Source organism: Paenibacillus sp. P2(2022), assembly GCF_029522175.1.
In the GTDB taxonomy this organism is placed as follows: domain Bacteria; phylum Bacillota; class Bacilli; order Paenibacillales; family Paenibacillaceae; genus Paenibacillus; species Paenibacillus polymyxa.
On record NZ_JAKWFI010000005.1, the window covers coordinates 249,034 to 272,353 of the forward strand.

The following is a 23,320-nucleotide window of genomic DNA, read 5'->3' on the forward strand; positions in this document are numbered from 1 at the left end:
GATGAAAGAGGTGGGTATTTTGCAGCTTATGGAAAGAATCACAAAAGGAACGGTAAAGGTGGCAGTGATCGGCCTCGGTTATGTAGGGCTGCCCATGGCAGTGGAAATGGCAAAGGCCGGTTATGATGTATATGGCGTGGATTCCGACCCCGTCAAAGTAGCCAAGCTACTTCAAGGAAAGTCGTACATCATAGACATTGGCGATGATGCATTGAAAGGTCTGATCGGGCAGCAATTGCATCCAGTTACGGATATCAAGGTGCTGGAGCATGCGGATATCGTCGTGATTTGTGTGCCTACGCCGCTAACGGACGGACATCAACCAGATACGTCCTATATTGAGACAGCCATTGATCAGGCCATACCTCATTTGCGTAGACAAACGCTGTTGATTTTGGAAAGTACCACCTATCCGGGAACGACCGAAGAACTGATTCGGCCAGTAATAGAGCAGCGCAGGGGATGGACAGTGGGTCAGGATTTTTATGTGTGCTTTTCACCGGAACGTGTCGACCCGGGCAGCGTCCATTTTAACATTCGCAACACCCCTAAGGTGATCGGCGGTTGCACACCGGATTGTCTGGCAGCAGGAGCAGGTTTTTACGGGTCTTTTTTGGATCAGATTGTTCCGGTTAGCTCGACAACTGTGGCTGAAGCCGCCAAGCTGTTTGAGAATACGTTTCGCAGTGTCAACATTGGAATGGTCAATGAGCTGACAGCAGCTTGTGAGAAAATTGGCATCAATATATGGGAGGTACTGGATGCAGCGGCAACCAAGCCGTTCGGCTACATGCCTTTCTATCCAGGACCAGGCATTGGGGGACACTGTATCCCGGTTGATCCGCTATATTTGTCGTGGAAATCGGAGCAGCATGGTTTTCCGCTGGAATTCGTAGATCTGGCAGACCGCATGAATCGGCGTATGCCGCTGTATATCGCGGAGCGAATCGAATCCATGCTCGCTCAGGAAGGGAAAGCCATAAACAAGGCCAATATTATTCTGGCAGGTGTGGCCTACAAAAAGGACATTGATGATGTTCGCGAATCCCCGGCGCTTGTCTTGTTCGAGCATCTAACTAAAATGGGCGCTTCGGTTAGCTTCACCGACCCGTATGTATCGAGTTTTAAGCTGAACGGTGAAGAAATTCCATCTCGGACGGCAAATGCCCAGCTGTGGGAAAGTGCAGATATCGTAGTCATCACGACAGACCATTCTGTGGTGAACTATCAACAGTTGGTTGACCATGCTCCGCTGGTCTTCGACACACGTAATGCGACTGCACACTGCACAGGTGGACATGTCGTGATCTTGGGGCAACCCGGTGACGGAGGGGGCGCCGCTGTTGGCTAACCGTGATCAGGTAAACGAACGTTATTACGGGCAGATCAATTCGGAGGAATCCCATGAAGCCACCCGCAATCGAATTCATTGGATTTGCCGCCATGTACAGGGACGTACCGTGCTAGATGTTGGATGCAGTCAGGGCATCACGTCCATTTTGCTCGCGCGGGAAGGCTTTGAGGTAACGGCCATTGATTTGGAAGAGGGCAGCATTTCGTATGCAAAAAAAGAGCTTCGACAGGAATCTGCACCCGTCAGGAGACGAGTCCACTTTCAGTTAAAGGACATTTCACAATTTGAACGTCCTCCCGGCGGATTTGACACTATTATTTTAGGAGAGATTTTGGAACATTTTGCGCATCCCGACACTCTGCTGGCTCATGCTTACCGCCTGTTGAATAAAAAGGGGACGCTCGTCCTGTCTGTACCTTATGGATATCATCCGTTTCACGATCACAAACGGACTTACTATGCCGGAAGTCTCTCCCGTGTGCTGTACCCTTACTTTATAGAACAAACGCTGGAGGTACACCATAAATATTTGTGCTTTGCAGGTCGCAAGAAGCCGAAAGAGCTGCGTGAGGCCAAGCCAGGGACAGAGCAACTGAATGAATGGATGAAGCTGGATGAGGAGCAGTTTCAACGGGTAGAGCAGCAGCATGTTCGCAAAATGAATCAGCGAAAGGCCGCACTCGACAAGGCGGTACAGCGAATCCGGCATATGGAGGAACAACTTTTGCCGTTGGAAAGGGTTACGCATGTCGAATAGATAGACAAGGCGCAGGCTGAGAGGAGAGGTGCATATACTGATGGCAAGTCTACCGGAAAAACAACGGAAGAGTCAGCCAACGGTAAAGGGGATGACGTGAAGTGATGACTGAGCATCCAATGACCCTCAGCTTGTGCATGATCGTAAAAAATGAGGCGTTAACACTGTCCCGGTGTCTGGATTCGGTCGCAGACCTGATGAATGAAATCATCATTGTGGACACAGGATCAACGGATGAGACGAAGACGATAGCAGCCCGCTATACGGATCGGATATATACGTTTGAATGGAAGGACGATTTTGCCGCCGCTCGTAATGAATCGTTTGACAAGGCAACGTGTTCCTATATCATGTGGCTGGATGCGGATGATGTGCTGCTGGAACCCGATCGTGAACGTCTTCGTTCCTTAAAACAGCGTTTGTCCGAAAATATCGACGCGGTGGTGATGCCACTTCACTTGGCAGAGGGTGAGCGGGGTGAACCGTTGTTCAGCTCACGCCGTATTCGCCTTGTGAAGCGGGAGCGACAATACCGCTGGGAAGGGCGTCTGCATGAGGATCTGGTGATACCTCAGGGGCAAATCGTGCATGCGGATGTGGCAGTGACACATCGCCGAATGCAAGACCATACGCTCCGTAACCAGCGTATTCTCGCCCGGTGGATCAGCGAAAGCGGCAAGCTGGAAGGGCGTCTGCTGTATTTTCACGCCAATGAATGCTTTGACCGTAAGGAATATGCCGAGGCCGCAGAGGGCTTCGACCATCTGCTGGAGGAGCCGAGCGGCTACCAGGAGGATCGCATTACTGCTTGTGCGCGAGCGGCTGAATGCTATCTCCATCTCGGGAAGCCCGAACAACAGCTGGATCGTTTGTTACGCTCTTTTCGATACGGGGTACCGCAAGCAGACCTGTGCTGCATGATCGGGGACTGGTTTTTCACAAGAAATGAATGGAGTACTGCCGCATACTGGTATGAAAGAGCATTGGAGCAACAGCATCACCTTCCTGGTATGAGACCTGTCCCACTGCCATGCTACTCTTGGTTACCTCATGTACGACTCAGTCATTGCTACGCCCATGTAGGTAAGCTGGAAGCTTCATATGAGCACAACCAAGTCGCTTTACGTTATTTGCCAGATGACCCGCATTTGCTGGATAACGAACGCAAGCTCAGAGAGGCTATGCCCAAACTTTCACCCACAGCCCGGCCGTCAAAATAGCTCAAGCTGTTCCGGCCCTTGATCCGCTTCAGGTGGCTTGCGAGGTGGAAAAGGTCTAGGCTCCATGCCCAGCATGGTCATGAGTTGCTTGGCATTGGCAGCGGCGTCTCCACCTGAGTTGTTGTTGAATATAACGCATACCTCACGGCTTTGCTGCTCCAGTTCCAGCAATCTGTCTTTCCATTCGGTCAATTCTTGTTCATTGTACCGATACAGATAACGAACCTCCCGCCAATTAGGTGCCGAGCTTTGATTCCAGCCTGATATGTTCCGTCCGTGGAGACGTACGATGGTCAGGTTGCTGTCTGTAGCCAGCGGTACAATGGGAACTGACCCGGGGCCTGCCTGCGGCTCGTCGCATACGCTATGTATCCAGCCTTCTTCACGCATAAATGCCAGCGTTTGCTTCCGAAATTCTGGTGTGAACCAGCTTTGATGTCTGAATTCAAGTACGGATGGGACCTCTCCCATCCTATTTTTCGTGTCTCGCAATATGGCGACATTCTCACGTGTACAGTCGAACCAGGGTGGGTACTGAAACAGCACAGCTTTGAGCTTGCCCGCTTCGCGAAGAGGCAGTATGGATGCATGCAACGCTTCATACATCGCATCAATGGTTTTGAAGTAAGGCTGTTTGCCGCGGGTATGGCCGGTCATGCCTTGATAGGCCTTGACGAGAAATGAAAAGGAGTCTGGAGTTTCCGTCGCCCAGCGTGCCATACGATCCGTAGGCTGTACCGCATAAAAAGAACTATCCATCTCTACTACGGGAAAATGGCTTCCATAGACACTTAGTTTTTGGTTAGCTTTAGTGCCCGTTGGATACAAGTCATCGTGATCGCCCCAACCCGTCAGTCCAATTTGAATCATACTTTGCCGCTCCTTTCCTGCATGAAACCTCTGTAAAGGCATTCCCATGATTCATTTTAATGATAAAATGGAATAAATCACATGAAGTGGGTATGAAGTTCCTATGATTATTTAAGCTCAAATACGGTTATTGTAACATGCTCTCATGTCAGGAAGCTTGGTGCTTTTGCAAAATGCTTATTCGTAATGTTTTTGAGTTTCCAGTTTGAAAAAGCTAATATAGTATGTAATAGAGCGAAATGAGTTCATGGAGGAGAAACGATATGGCAGAATGGTACGAGCAGAGCTTTGGGGAAGATTATTTATTGGTATACAAGCATCGCGACTTTCAGGGAGCCTATCAGGAAGTGCAAAAAATGATCTCCTGGCTCAAATTACCGCAAGGTTCCAGCGTATTGGATTTATGCTGCGGGATGGGACGTCATTCGCTTGCGCTCGCCGATGCAGGGTATAAGGTGACGGGTGTGGACCTGTCCAATGTATTGCTGAGAGAGGCGCATGCGGCGGATTCCGAAGGGCGGGTAAGCTGGCATCAAGGGGATATGAGAGCGGTGCCGCTGGATGAAAGCTTTGATGCGGTGGTCAATTTGTTTACCTCCTTTGGTTATTTTGAGAAGGATGAGGAGCAGCTTAAGGTATTAAAGGAAATTTATCGGCTGTTGAAACCGGGAGGTCGTTTTATTATAGATTATTTGAACCCTTCCTACGTAGCTGCACATTTGGTACCGCATTCGTCCCGGGAGGATGAGGGATCTTGGATTGAGGAGCATCGGGTCATTGAAGATGGATTTGTGAAAAAGCAAATTGCCATCCGGTCAGCCGCATCTGTGACGACCACAGAAGCAGCCTCTGAGCTGGATGCCACTCATGCTGACGCACAACCTGCGCGTGTGTACTATGAGCGAGTAAAGCTATATCCGTATGAAAAGTTCCGTGGATTGCTAGAACAAGCCGGGCTATCCGTAGAGCAGGTGCACGGAAGTTATGATGAAGATCAATATATAGAAGATGCTTCGCCCCGAATGATTTTTGTCGGTGTGCGGGCTTGAAACAGAAGGCCGGAGGGGAAGCCATGAAATTGCCAGAGCTTACGCCGTGTGAGCGAATAGACGGAGGCTTTCAGGTCAAAATATCCATGTCCTTTCCGCTGCGCTGGGTGAATAGCTATGTGCTCAAGGGACAGCACGGTTTTACAATTGTAGACCCAGGTCCGCGCAATCTGGATACAGAGGCGGAATGGGCATATGTCTTCCAACAGCTGGGAATGTCCTTTGAGGATATTTCAGACATTGTGGTGACTCATCATCACCCCGATCATTATGGACTGGCGGGGTGGATGCAGCAGCAAGGTCAGGCTCGCGTACATATGTCAGCTCGCAGCCATCAGGAAGCGAGGATGATGTGGGACGCTCCAGAATCGACGACCGCTATGGAGAAAAGGCTGCCCAGCTTTTTTGTCCAGCATGGCTTTCCTTTGGAAAAGGTATCAGCCTTGGAATTACATATGCGGCAGGCTTATTTGCAAGTGAATCCGCAGCCTGAGATTACCTTCATTCCTACCGGAATAGACGCTCGTCTGGAATTAGACGGACGCAGCTGGATGCCCGTAGAGACTGGAGGGCATGCGCCTGGACATGTGTCCTTATATGAGCCGAATAGCGGCGTTATTCTGTGCGGTGACGCAGTGCTGCCGCAGATTTCCCCTAATATCAGCCTGCTGCCGGGCAGTGACGCCCAGCCGCTGAAGTCTTATATAGATGGCTTGCAGTGCCTAGGTGAGCTAGAGGTGGCATGGACATATCCCGGGCATCGCAATCCGTTTGGATATTTTCGCGAACGGACGCAAGCATTGCTGGCGCATCATGAAGAACGGCTGGACAAATTCTTGCAGCTCGTCCAACCGGAAGGCAGCACAGCTTATGAGCTGTGCATTGCCGTGTTCGGCGACAAGCTGGGGATTCACCAGCTAAGGTTTGCCATGTCTGAGACACTGGCCCACCTGGTGGAGCTGGTGCGCCGTGAACGAGCCTCTATGAGCGAGACGAGTCCCATCACTCGCTTTTATCCTCTTTGCTATCAATAATGGCGTGGAGTTAACGAGCGAGTATAGTGATATGACAATGCAACATGACAGAACAACATGAACGGCATGTATGCCGGGGAAGAGGCTTTTATGAATTTGCTGCTGCTGGGAGCTACCGGACGTGTGGGCCGTTTTATATTAGAATATGCGTTAGCGGATGGTCATACCGTAACCGTCCTAGTTCGTTCACCGGACAAGTTGGAGGATTTCGCATCCCAATACGGGACACAGCTGCAAATTGTACAAGGTAATGCCACCAACGCGGAGGACGTAGCACAAGCGCTGAAAGGCGGGCCAACAGTTGTGATCAGTGCGCTGAATACAGATGGAACCACCACCTTATCCGTTAGTGCAGGTCTGCTGATCCGGCTGATGCAGGAGCAGTCCATTCACCGACTCATAACGGTAGGAACGGCAGGGATTTTGCAAAGCCGGACCGAACCGAGTCTGTATCGGTACGAGTCCTCCGATACCCGGCGACGCAGCACCCGCGCGGCCGAGGAGCATCGGCGAGTGTACGAATTGCTGCGTGAATCGGCACTAGATTGGACAGTCGTATGTCCAACCTATTTGCCAGATGGCGGACGTACAGGTGTATATCGCGTGGAAAAAGATTTTCTGCCTGAAGACGGCTCACAAATTTCCACTGCGGATACAGCTGATTTTACCTATCGTCAATGGACAAGTTGCGATTTTATCCGCACAAGGGTGGGCATTGCCTATTGATCGTGGAACGCAAAACATAGCTTCATTTTTAACATCCAACCAGAGCGCAGTAAGTGTATCTACTTATGTTGCGCTCTTTTTTATTTGACAAACATTTAGGGATGGAATACTATGATTCTATAAGGAAACAGTGTTTCTGAGATGAATAAAGGAAGTGCATTGAACGATGTCTGAGCCATCGCAACCTTATAAAACCTATTCTGAGGTGAAGCTACAGCAGCAACAATTGCTCCGTAAAAATGTGATTGATGCGGCATGCATCCTTCTTGCAGAAGAAGGGCCTGAGGCAGTGACTGTACGGCGAGTTGCACAGAAATTAAGCTGTTCCACCAAGATCATTTACAGTATTTTTGGCAGTAAGGACGGTCTTGCCAATGAAATGTATCTGGATGGATGCCGGCTATTGGCTGAAACCTTTGAACAAGTACCTGTTACGAAAAACGTACTCGCTGATCTGGAAGCTTTATGCTGGGCATATTGGAAATTTGCGCGGCTTCATTCAGCCTATTACAAAATGATGTTTGGCGGGGCATTATCTGATTTTAAGCCGGATGAACAGAGCTTGGAGGGTACCACAACGGCATTATCGCGAATCTTACAAACCGTCATACATGCTATGGAGCAGGGAGCACTGAAAGAACAGGACCCACTGCTGGTTGTCCGAATGCTGTGGTCAGCTTTACACGGGGTGATACATCTACAATTTGCAGGTCATTTTTTGACTGTGGACATGGCCCAAGAGGTGTATGCATTTACACTGAAGAATACGCTCGATGTATGTAAACCCTCTTCATCTCCAGCGTAAATATGAAGTGTACTGAGGTCGTCATCGTGATGGCTTCAGTTCATTATAGAGTAGTGGTAACAGTGTTTCTTAAATAAAACGACGATACTATGGAGGTCATCATCATGTTTAGGTATGCAAACAAAACAGCACTCATCACAGGGGCTTCATCCGGGATTGGTGAGGCATTTGCCTATTCGCTCGCGGCTAAGCAATGTAATCTCATTTTGGTAGCGCGCAATGAAAAAAAGCTAAAAGCACTGGCGAAAGAACTCTCCGCTAAATATAACGTAAAAGCTACGGTGATTGCGCTCGATCTATCCTCATCGGGAGCTCCCCAAACATTGCATCAGGAGGTTCAAAATCAACAACTCAAGGTAGATCTTCTGATTAACAACGCCGGTTTTGCCACCTACGGGTACTTTGAGCAGGTTTCAGGAGAAAGACAGCATGAGGAAGTGATGCTCAATGTGGCTGCTTTAGTCGATATCACACATGCATTTATGCCTGATTTGTTGCGTAACCGGGATGGGGGACTCATCAATGTTTCATCCACCGCTGCATTTCAGCCTGATCCCTATATGGCCGTATATGGAGCAACCAAAGCATTCGTACTTTCGTTTAGCGAGGCGCTGTGGGCCGAAAATCGAAAACGGGGACTCAAAGTGCTCGCCCTCTGTCCAGGTGCAACCGAAACCTCATTTTTTGATGTGGTAGGCTCCAGTGAAGCCTCTGTAGGTTCCAGAGAAACACCCCAGACTGTCGTCAATAATGCCTTGAGAGCATTTGAAAAAGGGCGCAGTCATATGATATCGGGTCGACAAAACTATTGGGTAGCCCAAGTATCCCGATTTTTCTCTCGTCAATCCACACTTAACATTGTGGAACGTACACTACGACCTCAAAATTGATTGCAATTTAAGAATCAAGATAGCCTATACTTTAATCAGGATTACCGCTCAATAAGCTGAGATTTCTTATATGCCGGGTCTGATTGCTTCTAATTCAATAGAATCAGCAGCCCCGGCGTTCCTAATTTACATAGATCAAGCGTTCAGATGCTATCCCAGATCTCGCGAATATAATAAAATCCCATCTCGCTTCTCCCAGCCGTTAGCTGACCAGAAGCGTTGACCTCCTATGTTATGCTCCATCACAAACAGATGGCATTTATCAATACCTTCTTTAAGCAAAGCAGATAACGCTTTATCCACCAGTCTGGGCGCAATCCCATGACCACGATGTTCTGTGGCTACACCCAGATGATACAGAAACCCTCTGCGACTATCATGGCCTGCTAAAATCGTGCCTATGATGTTTCCAGCGTACTCACAGACAAAGCTAAGTCCTTCATTCTGCTGCAAAAATCGTGCAATCCGCTCCGGTGAATCGGCCTCACTTAATCCCAATCCGTCTAAGCCATTCCACAGCTCAATGGCCTGATCGTAATCATCAGCCTGCATCGTACGGAATGTATATCCTGCAATTACGTCTGCCATGTCTAGTTCTCCTCTTACCCTGTATATATCTATTGTAATCCAACGCATTGTTTGCAACTGGCATGTCATTGTTACCGTGTTGTATTCGGTGCGCTTTCTTCTCCAAGCTCCTGCTCGCGCTCTGCCTGCTTGCGATGGGCGATACGACTGCTGGCCGAGGCTGCAATCGCACCCACAATGTCGTCCAGAAACGTATGAATCGGCCCAAGGCTTTTATCGTTCAGGCGTTCCAGCACACCCGGTTTGAGCTTATCGACATAACCGTAATTGGTAAATCCAATACTGCCGTACACATTGACGATGGAAAAGGCTAGAATTTCATCCACTCCGTATAATCCCTCATCATTCTCAATCATATCCTGCAATGGGGGAAGAAGAGCCCCCTGTTCCGCGAGAATATCTAGCTGGATGCCCGTAAGCACGGCATTTTGAACCTCGCGCTTCATTAACACCTTGTCCACATTGTCCATACATTCTTCCATCGTTAGGTTCGGGTAATATTTTTTCTGTAGAAGCATAACCAGTTCTGCGATTTCAGTCATACTTACACCACGCTTGTGCAGCCACTCACGGGTGGCATCGGCTACCTTTTTACTATTCAGGCTGTAAGGTACTTTTTTCTTGTCCATAAAGTTGAAGTTACCCTCCTCGTGTAGATCCTAATTTTCTACTGCAATTATGACCAGTGTGTCCAGTCTGCTAAAAAAGTAGTTATTTTTTACGCGGGGCTCGTATACATATTAGTACAATCTGTACAAAATTGTTAGGGAGGAACTTCATTTATGAACATAAAACACCCATGGCGTATGACCTCTGTAGCCGGGCTGCTATCCCTGCCCCTGTTGTTGTCCGGATGCAGCCTTTTCGGCAACGAAGCCACGTCCATTGACCCTCCGCCGTCCACGACAGAGCAGTCCATGATTAAGGCTGTAACCGGAAAAGCACCTGCCACTACCGGGCAGTTGAGGGCTGTTTTTTTGCAAGATCATAATGGTTTGCTGGCTCCTGTATCTTTACCGATTGCTTCAGGTGATGTACAGGCAGATGCCAAGTCGGCGCTGGAAACACTGGTTGAGGGCGGGCCTTATGCTGGCTTATTACCAGAAGGATTTAAAGGTGTACTGCCTCAGGGTACAGAAGTGAAAAGTGTGACAGTGGACAAGGATAACAAGCTGGCTGTTGTCGAATTTAACAAATCTTTCGCCAACTATAAGCCACAGGAAGAACGCAAATTAATGGAAAGCTTGACTTGGACCTTGACCGACCGTCCCGATATTAAAAGCGTGCAGATTTGGGTGGATGGTAAAAAGCTGAACGAAATGCCTGTTGGCGGCACACCACTGGACCATCCGCTCACGCGCGCAGTAGGGATTAATTTGGAGGTCGGTCATGGTGTGACCCCTCTGGATTCCAGTCCAGTCACCGTATATTTCTCTTCATCTTCGCCTGCTGGAGTACAATATTATGTACCTGTAACACGACTGGTCAGTCCGGAAAAAGATCGTGTCCAGTCCGCTCTACATCAATTAATTCAAGGTCCACAGACCAAGGATGGATTGCAGGAAGTGATGACAGGGGAGACGGCGCTGAAATCGGTAGAACGCTCCAAAGATAACGTCATTACGGTATCACTCTCGGATGATATGTTTGCCAAAGGGGAGGCCGTACCTGCTGAATTTTTGGAATCGGTCGTACTGACAGCAGCGGACAATTCGGATGATGCGGTCAAAACGAAGATTCGCATTGAACTGAATGGTGAGAAAAGCGTGATTGGACAAAATAATCAAAATTATGGAGAGCCTGTAGCCAAGCCGCAGCACATTAACGAAATTCCTCTTTAAGGACAGGGAATCGTCATTGGGGTGCTTTTGCCTGCACACTTTGGTAAAATAAACATATAAGAACAGGTTGCATACGACGTAGGAGGAAAAAGCATGAGTAGATCTAACGGACGAAACGGTGATGAGCTGCGCCCGATGAAATTGACAGCAGGAGTAAATAAATACGCGGAGGGCTCTGTTTTTATAGAGGTTGGCGAGACGAAAGTCATCTGTACGGCTACAGTGGAAGAGCGCGTTCCTCCCTTTATGAAGGGCCAAGGAAAAGGCTGGGTGACCGCCGAATATTCCATGCTTCCGCGGGCGACACATAGCCGCAATCAGCGTGAAGCTGCGCGTGGCAAGCTGACAGGCCGTACTATGGAAATTCAGCGTCTGATCGGAAGAGCGTTGCGTTCGGTTGTCAATTTGCAGGCGCTTGGTGAACGGACGATTACGTTGGACTGTGACGTCATTCAGGCGGACGGTGGGACACGTACAACCTCCATTACCGGTTCTTTCGTAGCGTTGGCGATTGCAGTAAATAAAATTGCAATCCAGCACAAGTTGCCTGTTTTCCCTATTACGGATTTTCTGGCTTCCGTCAGCGTAGGGGTTGTTGGTGACAAGGCGCTGCTGGATCTGAATTATGAAGAGGATTCCAAGGCTAAGGTGGACATGAATCTCGTCATGACTGGCAGTGGAAAATACGTCGAGCTGCAAGGTACGGGGGAAGAAAGCCCATTCGACCGTCAGGAATTGGATCAGCTGCTTAGCTTGGGTGAACAAGGGATTTTGCAAATGATCGAGCGCCAAAAAGAAGTACTCGGACCGATTGCCGATAAGATCGGTGCTGGACGTACAGGAGCTGGGGCCTAATGCGACTGGATGGTCCGGTTGTCATTGTCGCTACAAAGAATAAAGGGAAGGTGCGGGAATTTGCACATGCTTTTGCGCCGTTTGGCAAGGAAGTCAGAAGTATGTACGATTATCCAGACATTCCTGATGTCGTTGAGGATGGCACAACCTTTGCCGAAAATGCGCTGAAAAAAGCCAAAGCGGTGGGAGATGTGCTCGGATTGCCTGTGCTGGCCGATGATTCCGGCCTGTGCGTGGACTTGCTGGACGGTGCGCCAGGCGTATATTCGGCCCGTTATGCGGGAGAAGGCGCCAGCGATCACGAAAACAATATCAAGCTGCTTGATGTTCTGGAATCAAAGCAGCTTGGTGATGATACCGGACAGCCTTTGCTAAGCCCGGCTCAATTCGTCTGTACCTTGATTCTGTATAATCCACAGACTGGGGAGACGTTGGAATCGACGGGCTCCGTGGAAGGCTGGATTACGACTGAAACCGCGGGCAGCGGTGGGTTTGGGTATGATCCGCTGTTCTATTTGCCAGAGTTTGAAAAGACAATGGCGGAGCTGACGTTGGAACAAAAGCAGGCTATCAGTCACCGAGGCATAGCCCTGCGTAATTTGGCAACAAAGCTGGGAAATCCACAGGCATAGTTTGGCAGCAGGTTGAATATATACCTGTCATATACGAAAAAAAGGCTATCCGTCAGTCATAGGCGCGGATAGCCTTTTTGGTACTTTCTGTTCCACGTATAGCATGCATCGAGAAAAACAGGCGGTTACCACCTCGTAATTTACGGCTTAAGCAGTTAGCACATTTTATCGAATAGCCACCTTGTAAGTGCGCAGCCAGTTATCCACTTGCGTCAAGTAAGCAAACAACTGAGGACCCGACATTAGCTGGCCAAACCAAGGCAGATTGGAGGATGCCTCCGGTGAGCTGGCAATATCCCGTATCTTTTTCGTATCGATCAGCTTGAGCAGTGGGGAAGAGGAATCATCCAGCAGTTGCAGCGCCTGCTTTTTCACAGCGGCAAGATAGGAGGGATTATGCGTTTTGGGATACGGGCTTTTTTTGCGATATAGCACATCATCCGGCAATACGCCCTCCAGCGCCTTGCGCAAAATACCTTTTTCACGTCCGCCTGTCATCTTAATGCTCCACGGAATGTTCCATACATATTGCACCAACCGGTGATCGCAATACGGCACCCGTACTTCGAGTCCGACCCCCATACTCATTCGATCTTTGCGATCCAGCAGGGTAGGCATAAAGCGGGTGATGTTCAAATAGGACATGACGCGCATTTGCGCAGCTTTTCCTGTTTCCCCCGGTAGCTTTGGTACTTCTCCGACTGCTTCTGAGTAACGGTCGTTCAAATACTCCAGCGGCTTGATCCAGTCCCGCACTTCGGGGGATAGCAGACTCGCTCTCATATCGGGAGCAACCGCCCACGGGAATGTGCCTGAGTTCAGCATATCCTCCCGATGGAACCACGGATATCCGCCAAACACTTCATCCGCTGCTTCACCAGAAATGGCAACAGTAGCGCCCTTTTTAATCTCCCGGCAAAAGAGATACAGTGACGAGTCCACGTCCGCCATGCCGGGTAAATCCCGCGTTAGCGTGGAGTTGTTCAGAGCGGCTACAACTTCTGGTGTATCGAATTCAATCCAGTGATGATTTGTCCCTAATTCATCGACCATCCGCTGTATCCAGGGAGCATCGGCTCCGGGCTGGAACGCATGGGCTTTAAAATGCTTGTCGTTGTCCACATAATCGACCGAATACGTATGAACTTGTCCCTGCCCGGTACGTTTGTAATAATCAACTGCTAATGCGGACAGAGCACTTGAATCCAGCCCGCCAGACAATAAGGTACATACCGGTACATCCGAGATAAGCTGCCGTTCAACGGTATCCATCAACAGTTCTCGTACCTTGAGTGCCGTTTCTTCGGTGTTATCCTCATGCGCAATGCTTTCCAGTTTCCAATAGGCTTGAATGCGTACGCCGTCGCGGCTGTAGGTGAGGGTATGCCCGGGACGGAGCTCCTTCATCGACGAATAGACGCCGTGTCCGGGGGTGCGTGCAGGCCCAATGATAAAAATTTCTGCCAATCCCTCGGCGTCTACTGCCGCCTCTACCGCTGGATGCTGGAGTAGGGCTTTGGGTTCGGAGCCAAATACAAATACATCTTCAGTTTGGCTATAAAATAGCGGCTTCACTCCCAGTCGATCTCGTGCCAGAAATACCTGCTCCCGCTCACTATCCCAGACCGCAAACGCAAAAATGCCGTTCAACCGATCTACACAATCCGGGCCCCATTCGATATAAGATTCGAGCAGTACCTCTGTGTCGCATTGTGTACGGAAAAAATGCCCACGTTGTTGCAACTCTTTTTTCAGCTCAGGCGCGTTATATATTTCCCCGTTATATACAATCGTATAAGTGATATCCTCAAGCTGCCGGATCATGGGCTGAGCGCCGTTTTCCGGGTCCATTACGCTTAGTCTTCGGTGTCCGAAGGCACACGGATTGGATATCCAGGTACCCGCAGCATCCGGTCCGCGATCGGAGAGCGTTTGCGTCATATTCAGCAGCAGCTCAGATTGATGCATTAAATCTCCGTTCCACTGTATGAAACCTGTAATTCCGCACATGTCTATTCATCCTCTCTTTGTCGTGTTCATCCAGTGTTGGAATGAATCAAAAACTAAATCCCCAGTTCATCAGTATATATGCCGAAAAGAAGCATAAAATGTCTGTCCGTTCCGAAAACTACAGATGGGGCAACCCGCCTACACGTAAGGAAGGAGGGAGACAATGTACTACATCAAGGATGCCAAAATACGCCGCTTCACTGAACTTGACGGAGTGCGCTGTGCCGAGGTAGAAGTGCGTCCCGGTGCCGCAGATGACCCGGAGCTGCTGGTTTATATCACAGCTACGAATCAGAAGGATGGTCAGCCTGATTATGACATGGTACGGATCATCCGCAATGATGCCGATCTGGAGCTGGATTGGTATGACAATAATCTGCATTCGGCATTTGAAGAAGTGACCGACAAGGCTTTTACGGACTCTACGCACATTACCGCTGGTGAGGAACGGGAAAAGTTCAAAAGGGAATTGCTCTCCTATGGGCAGCTTAGCACAGAGTTTGCCAAGGAGTTCGGGGCATGAGGATATGGTGTGCACTACCTCGGCTTTTGTTAATTTGGACACCGGCGCCATCGCCAGATCAGCGTGAAAGGAGGGGGAAATCATAGACGGCAAAGCGAAGTATAAGAAAAACAAAGGCAGCAGTTATATTCATAACAATGAGTTCGCGGAAGAAGTGATGGAGAAAAATGTAAGACATGAGGTGCGAAGAAGTCCTAGACGCTTCGGTAATAAATAAACAGTCATAAACTGAGAAACGCTCATTTATAAATGACCCTGAAGAAGCCTCTGTATTCGTCAAAATTGCGAATGCGAGAGGCTTCTTTTGAATTAGGCCGCTTCACGCAGCGTCATGATCCCTTTGTAGATGTTATAGACAAAAACGCCGAGATAGACCACTACGAATAGCAGTACAAACCCGATAACCGAGCCTGCATGATTGGCAGTGATAATAAAATAAACTAGCGGAATCGCCGCAATAATGGGGAAAATGTGCGATAAAATGGCTTTTTTCGCGTGTCCCTGAACATATTCGTCCCGGACTGCAATCCACACAATGACCGGCACCAGAAAAGGTGCGAAAAAAATGCTAAAATAACAAAGTGAAGACAAAAGGCCTCTCACGGATTAACCCCTCCTTTTTGGCATCGTTCTTTGTACATAATACCCCGTTAGCGTCCAAATGATTCCTTTTGCAGCCTGCTTTCCTGTATAATGAAAAAATGCTTTTGACAGTTGCCCAAAATGTGATATAATCATTAATGCACTGAATACATAAGGTTTTATTGATTGTTATCTTGTCCCAGTAGCTCAGCTGGATAGAGCAACGGCCTTCTAAGCCGTCGGTCGGGGGTTCGAATCCCTCCTGGGACGTATAGCAAAAACTTCCTAATTCAATATTGGGAAGTTTTTTTTGTGTTCCAGTTTGGGATGAGAACCCCTTGGGGGGACGTCGGAGCTAAGCATCGTTAGCATAAACTTCGCAGTCTCGACCGTAGGGAGAGTATCCCTCCTGGGACGTATAGCAAAAACTTCCTAATTCAATATTAGGAAGTTTTTTTGTGTTCCGGCAGTATCATTGATTCTGGCTTTATACTGTCGCCTTCTCTTTATGAGCAAAAAATTGCGGCAGATGCTCTTTGTGTGCTTCCAGCAATTCATCCAGCACAGTTTGGGCGATATCGCCGCTTGGAACGAGCGGATTCAAGGTGAAGGCTTGCAGTGCTGTCGCATAGTCACCAGTGACCGCCGCTTCAATGGTCAGCTCTTCCATCGCCTTCATGACTTGCAGCAGTCCCCGTTGTGCTGGAGGGAATTTACCAAAGTTGACAGGCTCCGCACCATGCGCGCGAATGACACTAGTTACTTCGATGGCGCTATCATAAGGGACATCATCAATCGCACCGTTGTTACGCGTACTAACTACCATCAATGTGCCTTTGTTGTTATAAATAGAGTTGATGATTTCACAGGCAGCATCGCTGTAATGCGCACCGCCGCGTTTGGATAATTCCTCTGGTTTGTAATCCAGATTCGGATCTTTGTACAATTCAAACAGACTTTCTTCCAGACGTTTGACGACTTGGCCCCGAGTTCCTTCGTTTTTGGCCTCCTCTAATTCTTCCTTGAGCATGTTATCGGTCATATAGTAATACCGATGGTAAGGACAAGGTAGCATTTTCAATTGACGAACCTGATCATACAGGAAGCGCATGTTCTTAATATTTTCAACGACCTTCTCCGGTTGTGCGCCAGGCGCATAAAGTCCTTCGATAACTTGTTCTGTTAATTCTTCTCCAGTTTTATCATAAACTTTGTGCCAATGAAGGTGGTTAATTCCTGCAAATTTAAAGAACAGCTCTTCTTCCGGTTTGTCCAGCACAGCCGATGCACTCTTGATCGCGCCGATTGGAACATTACATAATCCGATGACTTTATCCCACTGACCATAACGAAGCACCGCTTCGGTGACCATGCCCGCAGGGTTGGTGAAGTTAATCAACCATGCATTCGGACACAGTTCTTTCATATCTTCTACGATACTGAGGATAACGGGTATGGTACGAAAAGCTTTGAACATCCCACCAGCCCCATTGGTTTCCTGACCGATCATACCGTGTTTCAAAGGAATACTTTCATCTTTAATCCGGGCTTCCAATAAGCCTACCCGAAATTGGGTCGTTACAAAATCGGCATCCTTCAAGGCTTCCCGACGATCCAGTGTCAAATGTACTTCACAATCAATGCCGGCGGCTTTCACCATCCGTTGGGCCATGGCCCCTACGATCTCCAGTTTCTCGCGTCCTGCTTCAATATCTACCAGCCATAATTCCCGAATGGGAAGCTCTGCATAACGTTTGATAAAACCTTCTACTAATTCTGGTGTATAGCTGGAGCCTCCGCCAATAGTTGCGATCTTTATGCCTTTTTTCATGGTTAGTGCCTCCTGAGTATGTTTTTTAAAACCGCTTTCTTAAGCTCAAATTCACTGTAATCCCTGTAATGCATTACAGGTCAAGCGCTTTTAAAAAACTTATTTGGGGAAGGTGACAATTATAGGACGGGGCCACAAAACATGCTAAACACGAACATGCTAAAATAGAAAGAACGAGGTGAGAAATGTGGCAAATATTCATGAAATTGCAAAGCTGGCGGGTGTATCCTCGGCAACGGTGTCTCGTGTCATTAATAACCATCCGTACGTAAGTGAACCGACAAGGCAGCGTGTACAGGGGGTCATAGACCGACTGGATTATGTACCTAATTTGAATGCGGTTTCATTAAAAAAGGGCATGACCAAGCTCATAGGAATTATTTCAATTTCTTTTAATGATTCATTGGGTTCATTTGTGCGTGGATTTACAACCTATGCCCAGGAGCATGGTTTTAATATGGCACTATTTATTACGAATGGAGAGAAGGAGCGGGAGCTTGAAGCACTGGAAATGTTGCGGAGAAAGCAACTGGACGCCTTGGTCTGTATGATTCGCGTCAATGAGTGGAGTGTGATTGAGCACTACACCAAATATGGTCCAATTGTGACATGGCAGCGTGTAAACATTGAGGCAATCCCGTCTGTATTTATGGACCAGTATCAGGGGTACATGCTTGCGCTGGAGCATCTGTATGCCAGAGGCTATCGCAGCATTGTGAATGTATATGGGAATATGAGGGGATTGAATACGAAGGAGCGCATACGGGCTTATCATGATTTTTGCAAAAAATATGATTTGAACGCTGATGCTTTCCCGCATTTTTATGGCTTAAATTCAATAGAAGCGGGTGAACAAATTGCTCACTGGTGGGGCGAACAATCCAACAAGCCTGATGCCTTCGCTTGTTCTACCGATTATTTGGCTGCAGGGCTGTTGACCGAAGCACGTAGGCTCGGTGTTTCTATCCCGAGTAATGTTGCAGTGGTGGGCTTTGATAACACCGAAATTTCGCATTTGCTTGATTTAACCACCATTCATTACCCGATTGACAAGCAAGCGGAAAATGCATTCATTATGATTCGAAATGCCCTAGAGGGGCTTCAGGAAGAATTACATCCCTTGGAATTCAAATTAGTAGAGCGAGCGACTACTTGATCTCCTGAGTATTCCTTTTTATCCGGTGCTGAGCTATTCAAGTCACATAATTGAGGTGTTATTTTATGCAATATAGGTTAACTGATACTCACTTATATATACTTGAGAATTCTAGGGTTCTCTGCTTTGCACGTCCAACAAATGCTTATAAGGATTTAGGAGAATTAATGGAAAATGGCACGCTCTATCATATTTCGGTACCAGAAGATTTCGAATCTTTTGATCATAATAAAGCACTAACTCCGGGTGAGGGAGGCGACTTCTTTTTTGAAGAGTTCCTTAATCCAGTACTAAAATTAATAAATGAAAATAAAAAGTAAAAAATAAAAAAGGACTCCATAACAGCATAAATCCCCAGGAGTCCTTTCTTTACACAATACTCTAATTCAAACGAATTTCTAATAATTCCATTTCGAAAATTAAGTCAAAAAAACATGTATAGATCGTAAGTAGAATTAATGATTCAAAATAGGTATTTCCCCAAGCAGATTCTTTAAGTTAATGGAATCCCACGGCATATGTTCGGTTATACCTAACCCAACTACATCGGTTTCTTCAGATAGTTCTTTAATCAGATGAAGTAGTTGAGGTATTTGCATTGTTCCCGCAGGAGAAAGATTATAGGGAGCTTCAGGGTTGGCGAATAATAAAGAACGAAATGCTTTTGGATCAAGTACATCTAAATCAAGGTGAATCGCCAGGTGCTTGATGCCGCTTTCTTTAATCCACTCTTTTATTGATTCGGTACTGGTCGTTAACTCTTGGGTCCCAGCAGTTCGAATCCCTAATCTTTGAATTACTTCAGTATCTGTTTCTGTAGTGGTAACACCTAACCTTTGAAATGTCTCTGAAAATGCTTTTGTTTCTTCTTCTGTAGGAGCTGCTAATCCAGCGATAAAGACATTTTCAGGCTTAAGAGGAACTTTCACATGTTTTGCAAACTCCTCATCTCCTTCTCCCAACAGATTCCCAAGTGGTAATGTATGTCCGTTATCATAGCCCACATATCTAACTAAATCACTGTGAGCATCGATCCAAATTAGCCCTAATTCTCCACCGTATCGTTCGTTCAAATAGGCAAACGGGGCTTGCTCGACTAAACAGTCACCACCAAACATTACTATGCGATCTGGCTTATGAGCGTCAATGATATGTTGAGCAGCCTCTAATTGTTCAAGTAGCTGTTTTCTCCCATACATACCGTTCTCGTTATCAAGCGGAGTTCCATCATAAGCTTGAACTGGAACATGAATAAGGGGTTGATCATTGTCTGGGGCTAGCCAAGCCAGCAGTTCAGCTCCAAAAGAGTAGTTAGGATTGTTTCCTCCTTGCCATTGCGGCATTAACAGGCGTATTGTTTTAGTCATATTTTCTCTCCTTTACTTCAAATTACGGTTAGTATAAACTGAACGCAAATAAAAACGTAGTACGCACTAATTTGATAGGTACTACCCGAAAGGATAGTGTGAATATGAGTATGGCTGAATTTAAAGGTAAAGTTAAAAATATTGAAGATACACCTTTTGGTTATACAGTGTCAGTCATTGGTGGTAAATGGAAAATGGTTATTATTTATCTTCTGGCCGAAAACCAAGTGGTTCGCTTTAATGATCTGAAAAGACAAATCGGAGCTATTACATACAAAACATTGAGTTCACAGCTAAAGGAATTGGAAGCGGATGGATTGGTGAACCGGAAAGAGTATCCTCAAGTTCCGCCTAAAGTCGAGTACAGTCTCACAGAAAAAGCGGAAACACTATTGCCTGTTTTGGAAGGGTTATGTGAGTGGGGAACCAAAAACCAATATAATTAAATATCGTTTTCTAATTGTTCTCGAATGCTATACGAATATTAGAAAAGACGATTGACATATATTTATAGTTAATCAGGTATTCAACGAGCTCAAGTGCACTGGGGATAGGAACGCTTAAAAATCAGTATCATTTGGGGGATGTGATATTTTGACTATGGCAATTATTTTATTTGTAGCGAATATTCTACTTATTCTTGTTTCAATCGTTGGTATTGTTCTGTTCATGGGGATATTGTACAGGGGGTACATTTTGCTAGGATTACTTATTGCTGAGAAAAAGAACACAAGAAATCAAGCTGTAAAAGATTAATTTTATGACAACACAGAGCCTCATTTCTACTTTATTAGTGGAAATGAGGCTCTTGCGTAAACAATAAAAGTGACATAATGGGGTAAAGGAAGGGACATAGCATTTTATAGCTTTTGGGACATCCCCGGATGTTTGATGCTTAGCACTACCTTTTTCTTTAGTTCCTCTGCAGCAGCTCGAATCTGTTTTGCCTGCGTCACAGCCGAAATCACCGCTACACCATCGGCACCCGCACCTACCACTTCCTCCACACGGTCTATCGTAATGCCACCGATCCCGACGATGGGCAGATCAATTCCCGCTTTGCGCATCTCATGTAAAATGGCTGGACCCTGCACCGCATGAGCATCATCCTTTGAGATGGTGGGATAGATGGGTCCGACGCCGAGATAGTCCGCACCTTGCAGAATGGCTCGACGTGCTTCCTCAATCGTATGGGCGGAGACGCCAAGGATTCGGTTTCCGATCCGCGTACGCACAGAAACAGCCGATTCATCGTCCTGACCGATGTGAACACCGTCGGCGTTGAGCTCAAGAGCCAGCTCCACATCGTCATTGACGATAAAGGGGATACCAGCGTGGTGGCACAGATCTTGTAGCTGACGCGCAAGTTCAAACATAGGAACCCCTGTTAACGCGCTACGGCCCTTTTCCCGGAACTGGATCATGGTTGTGCCGCCAGCAAGAGCCTCCTGCACGACCCGATTTGGTTCCGCGAGGCAGTTCACGCTTCCAACAACCAGATACATCTGTAAATGCCGGCGCATGATCTCAGGTAATATTCGACCGCTCATTGGAGTATCTCCTGACGACGGCGGTAGGCCCAATGATTGGTTGGACCGTGTCCCTGGCCCAGATACAACGTATCTTCAATCGCCGCCTGAATGAAGGCTCTTCCATTCAAAATAGCTTCTGGTACAGACACGTCTTTCCCTAATTCAGCGGTAATCGCTGCTGAGAACGTACATCCTGTTCCGTGTGTGTGGACAGTTCGCACCCGCTTGCCGCCCAGCTCTGTGAAGGTTGTTCCGTCAAAGAGCAGGTCAATGACCTGACCGCTGTTTTCGCTCTCCTCATCGTGGCCGCCCTTGATCACAACGAATTTGGGACCCCGGCTGCTAATATGTCTCGCAGCTTCACGGCGTCCTTCCATCGTACGAATGCTTATCCCGGTTAAGGCCTCCGCTTCCGGGATATTTGGTGTGACGACCAGGGCCAAGGGGAGCAGGTCGTCGTTCAAAGCTTGCACCGCTTCTGGTTGCAGCAGCTTTGCGCCCCCTTTGGCAATCATTACAGGATCGACGACAACCTTTTCCCAGCCGAACTTTCGGATCTGCTCGGCTACCAGGCGGATGATGCCTGCATCAAACAGCATGCCAGTCTTTAGGGCGTCGACTCCAAGATCTGATCCTACAGCTTCGATCTGTTGCGCTGTTGCTTCCTGTGGCAGCGGATATACACCGTGAACTCCCAAAGTATTTTGTACCGTTATGGCCGTAATAGCTGACATGCCGTATACGCCAAGCTCCTGAAAGGTTTTGAGATCGGCTTGAATTCCAGCCCCGCCGCCACTGTCTGAACCGGCAATCGTCAGCGCTCTCGGTACATGCACGTCTCTCATCGCGCACCACCTGTTGTAGTTGTTCCAGCTTCACGGATCGTGACATGCCCCTCTAGCGAACCAGTATGTAGTTTGGCAAGCTCGTCGAGAAAGGCAATCTGGAAGCTGCCCGGCCCCAGCTTTGCGGTATGCGCTGCGGCTCGAGAAGCTGCTGCACCGTAAAATGCCAAACCTGCTGTGCCTGCGAGCAGCAGGTTGGGTTCAATTGCTGCAAAGGCACCCAACACAGAGGTCAGCAGGCAGCCTGTTCCGGTTACCTTCGTAAGCAGCGCGTCTCCGCCACTAATCAATCGTACTTCAACCCCATCCGTGATGACGTCCTCTTTTCCAGTGATGACAACCATGGTATGGAGCGTTTGCGCAGCCCGAACTGCCAGATCGACATTACTGCTGTCAGCACTGTCGCCTGCATCTACCCCTTTAATTTCTCGGGCTTCTCCGATCAGATGAGCGACTTCGGCTGCATTGCCTCGTACTAGTGAGATGTTAACCTCGTTTAGAATTCGTAGTGCTGACTCGGTTCTAAAGCTAGTCGCTCCTGCACCGACCGGATCTAACAGAACTGGAACACCGTGAGCATTCGCCGATTGTCCAGCAAGGATCATGGCATCCACCAGCTCACGGTTTAGCGTACCGATATTTAACACGACGGCGCCCGCTATTTTGGCCATATCTGCTACTTCCTCGGGTGCATAAGCCATCACCGGGGAAGCCCCTAGTGCATATAGGCCGTTGGCTGTAAAGTTGGTGACCACCACATTGGTTATATTATGAACGAGGGGGTTGCTGTTTTGTACCTTTGTCAGGAGCGCCGAATAACTTTGTTCCCATATATTCATCATGTTTATCCTCT

24 protein-coding genes, 1 tRNA gene and 1 pseudogene are annotated in these 23,320 nt (G+C 47.8%); 16 read left to right on the plus strand and 10 right to left on the minus strand.

Going from position 1 to position 23,320, the window contains the following annotated elements:
* The first annotated feature begins 1 nt into the window (after position 1).
* The 3 genes and pseudogenes from MMB75_RS18135 (at position 2) to MMB75_RS18145 (ending at position 3,331) form a co-directional block, all read left to right on the plus strand.
* Positions 2-1,351 carry a nucleotide sugar dehydrogenase gene (locus tag MMB75_RS18135; protein ID WP_016818521.1) on the plus strand — a complete coding sequence of 450 codons (1,350 nt, stop codon included), beginning with the start codon at positions 2-4 and terminating at the stop codon, positions 1,349-1,351.
* A pseudogene (locus tag MMB75_RS18140) lies at positions 1,344-2,216 on the plus strand (class I SAM-dependent methyltransferase). The gene MMB75_RS18135 and the pseudogene MMB75_RS18140 overlap by 8 nt, the downstream one beginning before the upstream one ends.
* Entirely contained in the window at positions 2,216-3,331 is a 1,116-nt protein-coding gene (locus MMB75_RS18145) for a tetratricopeptide repeat-containing glycosyltransferase family 2 protein (protein WP_016818523.1), read from the plus strand. The pseudogene MMB75_RS18140 and the gene MMB75_RS18145 overlap by 1 nt, the downstream one beginning before the upstream one ends.
* On the opposite strand, the gene MMB75_RS18150 is transcribed toward MMB75_RS18145, so the two are convergent.
* Entirely contained in the window at positions 3,323-4,201 is an 879-nt protein-coding gene (locus MMB75_RS18150; protein ID WP_016818524.1) for a DUF72 domain-containing protein, read from the minus strand. The genes MMB75_RS18145 and MMB75_RS18150 overlap by 9 nt on opposite strands.
* A gap of 263 nt (positions 4,202-4,464) precedes the next feature.
* Between MMB75_RS18150 and MMB75_RS18155 the strand changes: the two genes are divergently transcribed.
* The 5 genes from MMB75_RS18155 (at position 4,465) to MMB75_RS18175 (ending at position 8,705) form a co-directional block, all read left to right on the plus strand.
* Positions 4,465-5,250, plus strand: a complete 786-nt coding sequence (locus MMB75_RS18155; protein ID WP_016818525.1) for a class I SAM-dependent methyltransferase — start codon at positions 4,465-4,467, stop codon at positions 5,248-5,250.
* 23 nt (positions 5,251-5,273) lie between these two features.
* Entirely contained in the window at positions 5,274-6,284 is a 1,011-nt protein-coding gene (locus MMB75_RS18160) for an MBL fold metallo-hydrolase (RefSeq protein ID WP_016818526.1), read from the plus strand.
* Between the two features lie 90 nt (positions 6,285-6,374).
* Positions 6,375-7,010, plus strand: coding sequence for an NAD(P)-dependent oxidoreductase (locus tag MMB75_RS18165; RefSeq protein ID WP_016818527.1), 636 nt, complete (start codon positions 6,375-6,377; stop codon positions 7,008-7,010).
* Between the two features lie 166 nt (positions 7,011-7,176).
* Positions 7,177-7,815 (plus strand): TetR/AcrR family transcriptional regulator, encoded by a 639-nt coding sequence (locus tag MMB75_RS18170; protein ID WP_016818528.1) that lies wholly within the window; start codon positions 7,177-7,179, stop codon positions 7,813-7,815.
* Between the two features lie 104 nt (positions 7,816-7,919).
* Positions 7,920-8,705, plus strand: a complete 786-nt coding sequence (locus MMB75_RS18175) for an SDR family NAD(P)-dependent oxidoreductase (RefSeq protein WP_016818529.1) — start codon at positions 7,920-7,922, stop codon at positions 8,703-8,705.
* A gap of 150 nt (positions 8,706-8,855) precedes the next feature.
* Here the strand turns inward: MMB75_RS18175 and MMB75_RS18180 are convergent, their stop codons facing one another.
* Both MMB75_RS18180 and MMB75_RS18185 read right to left on the minus strand, forming a co-directional pair.
* On the minus strand, positions 8,856-9,293 hold the full coding sequence (locus tag MMB75_RS18180) for a GNAT family N-acetyltransferase (protein WP_045244856.1): 438 nt from the start codon (positions 9,291-9,293) through the stop codon (positions 8,856-8,858).
* Between the two features lie 71 nt (positions 9,294-9,364).
* Positions 9,365-9,922 carry a phosphatidylglycerophosphatase A family protein gene (locus tag MMB75_RS18185; RefSeq protein WP_016818531.1) on the minus strand — a complete coding sequence of 186 codons (558 nt, stop codon included), beginning with the start codon at positions 9,920-9,922 and terminating at the stop codon, positions 9,365-9,367.
* 153 nt (positions 9,923-10,075) lie between these two features.
* On the opposite strand from MMB75_RS18185, the gene MMB75_RS18190 reads away from it, so the two are divergent.
* The 3 genes from MMB75_RS18190 (at position 10,076) to MMB75_RS18200 (ending at position 12,621) form a co-directional block, all read left to right on the plus strand.
* Positions 10,076-11,134 (plus strand): GerMN domain-containing protein, encoded by a 1,059-nt coding sequence (locus MMB75_RS18190; RefSeq protein ID WP_045244855.1) that lies wholly within the window; start codon positions 10,076-10,078, stop codon positions 11,132-11,134.
* A 93-nt stretch (positions 11,135-11,227) separates the two neighbouring features.
* Positions 11,228-11,989, plus strand: a complete 762-nt coding sequence (gene rph / locus MMB75_RS18195; protein WP_013372747.1) for a ribonuclease PH — start codon at positions 11,228-11,230, stop codon at positions 11,987-11,989.
* The gene (locus tag MMB75_RS18200) at positions 11,989-12,621 is read left to right on the plus strand and encodes an XTP/dITP diphosphatase (RefSeq protein ID WP_013372746.1); all 633 of its coding nucleotides are present in this window, start codon (positions 11,989-11,991) and stop codon (positions 12,619-12,621) included. Before rph ends, MMB75_RS18200 begins: the two co-directional genes overlap by 1 nt.
* 165 nt (positions 12,622-12,786) lie before the next feature.
* On the opposite strand, the gene asnB is transcribed toward MMB75_RS18200, so the two are convergent.
* A complete protein-coding gene (gene asnB / locus MMB75_RS18205) occupies positions 12,787-14,631 on the minus strand; it encodes an asparagine synthase (glutamine-hydrolyzing) (protein WP_044787370.1) in 1,845 nt (614 codons plus the stop codon).
* A 163-nt stretch (positions 14,632-14,794) separates the two neighbouring features.
* Here asnB and MMB75_RS18210 point away from each other — a divergent pair, with 163 nt between their 5' ends.
* A complete protein-coding gene (locus tag MMB75_RS18210; protein WP_031462108.1) occupies positions 14,795-15,154 on the plus strand; it encodes a hypothetical protein in 360 nt (119 codons plus the stop codon).
* Between the two features lie 309 nt (positions 15,155-15,463).
* On the opposite strand, the gene MMB75_RS18215 is transcribed toward MMB75_RS18210, so the two are convergent.
* A complete protein-coding gene (locus tag MMB75_RS18215; RefSeq protein WP_016324668.1) occupies positions 15,464-15,757 on the minus strand; it encodes a magnetosome magnetite crystal formation protein family in 294 nt (97 codons plus the stop codon).
* A 175-nt stretch (positions 15,758-15,932) separates the two neighbouring features.
* Between MMB75_RS18215 and MMB75_RS18220 the strand changes: the two genes are divergently transcribed.
* A tRNA-Arg gene (locus tag MMB75_RS18220) sits at positions 15,933-16,006 on the plus strand.
* 217 nt (positions 16,007-16,223) lie between these two features.
* On the opposite strand, the gene MMB75_RS18225 is transcribed toward MMB75_RS18220, so the two are convergent.
* Positions 16,224-17,567 (minus strand): 6-phospho-beta-glucosidase, encoded by a 1,344-nt coding sequence (locus MMB75_RS18225; protein ID WP_045244854.1) that lies wholly within the window; start codon positions 17,565-17,567, stop codon positions 16,224-16,226.
* A gap of 187 nt (positions 17,568-17,754) precedes the next feature.
* On the opposite strand from MMB75_RS18225, the gene MMB75_RS18230 reads away from it, so the two are divergent.
* Positions 17,755-18,723: a LacI family DNA-binding transcriptional regulator gene (locus MMB75_RS18230; protein WP_045244853.1), complete on the plus strand. Its 969-nt coding sequence runs from the start codon at positions 17,755-17,757 to the stop codon at positions 18,721-18,723.
* Between the two features lie 65 nt (positions 18,724-18,788).
* Positions 18,789-19,043 (plus strand): hypothetical protein, encoded by a 255-nt coding sequence (locus tag MMB75_RS18235; protein WP_143069147.1) that lies wholly within the window; start codon positions 18,789-18,791, stop codon positions 19,041-19,043.
* A gap of 135 nt (positions 19,044-19,178) precedes the next feature.
* On the opposite strand, the gene MMB75_RS18240 is transcribed toward MMB75_RS18235, so the two are convergent.
* Entirely contained in the window at positions 19,179-20,090 is a 912-nt protein-coding gene (locus tag MMB75_RS18240; protein ID WP_045244852.1) for an arginase family protein, read from the minus strand.
* A 104-nt stretch (positions 20,091-20,194) separates the two neighbouring features.
* Between MMB75_RS18240 and MMB75_RS18245 the strand changes: the two genes are divergently transcribed.
* Positions 20,195-20,536: a winged helix-turn-helix transcriptional regulator gene (locus MMB75_RS18245; protein WP_013372737.1), complete on the plus strand. Its 342-nt coding sequence runs from the start codon at positions 20,195-20,197 to the stop codon at positions 20,534-20,536.
* A gap of 414 nt (positions 20,537-20,950) precedes the next feature.
* Here MMB75_RS18245 and thiE read toward each other — a convergent pair whose 3' ends face one another.
* The 3 genes from thiE to thiM are packed head-to-tail and all read right to left on the minus strand — an operon-like array spanning position 20,951 to position 23,309.
* Entirely contained in the window at positions 20,951-21,640 is a 690-nt protein-coding gene (gene thiE / locus MMB75_RS18250; RefSeq protein ID WP_045244851.1) for a thiamine phosphate synthase, read from the minus strand.
* The gene (gene thiD / locus MMB75_RS18255; RefSeq protein ID WP_277509563.1) at positions 21,637-22,467 is read right to left on the minus strand and encodes a bifunctional hydroxymethylpyrimidine kinase/phosphomethylpyrimidine kinase; all 831 of its coding nucleotides are present in this window, start codon (positions 22,465-22,467) and stop codon (positions 21,637-21,639) included. Before thiD ends, thiE begins: the two co-directional genes overlap by 4 nt.
* Positions 22,464-23,309: a hydroxyethylthiazole kinase gene (thiM, locus tag MMB75_RS18260; protein ID WP_045244849.1), complete on the minus strand. Its 846-nt coding sequence runs from the start codon at positions 23,307-23,309 to the stop codon at positions 22,464-22,466. Before thiM ends, thiD begins: the two co-directional genes overlap by 4 nt.
* Positions 23,310-23,320 lie beyond the last annotated feature (11 nt).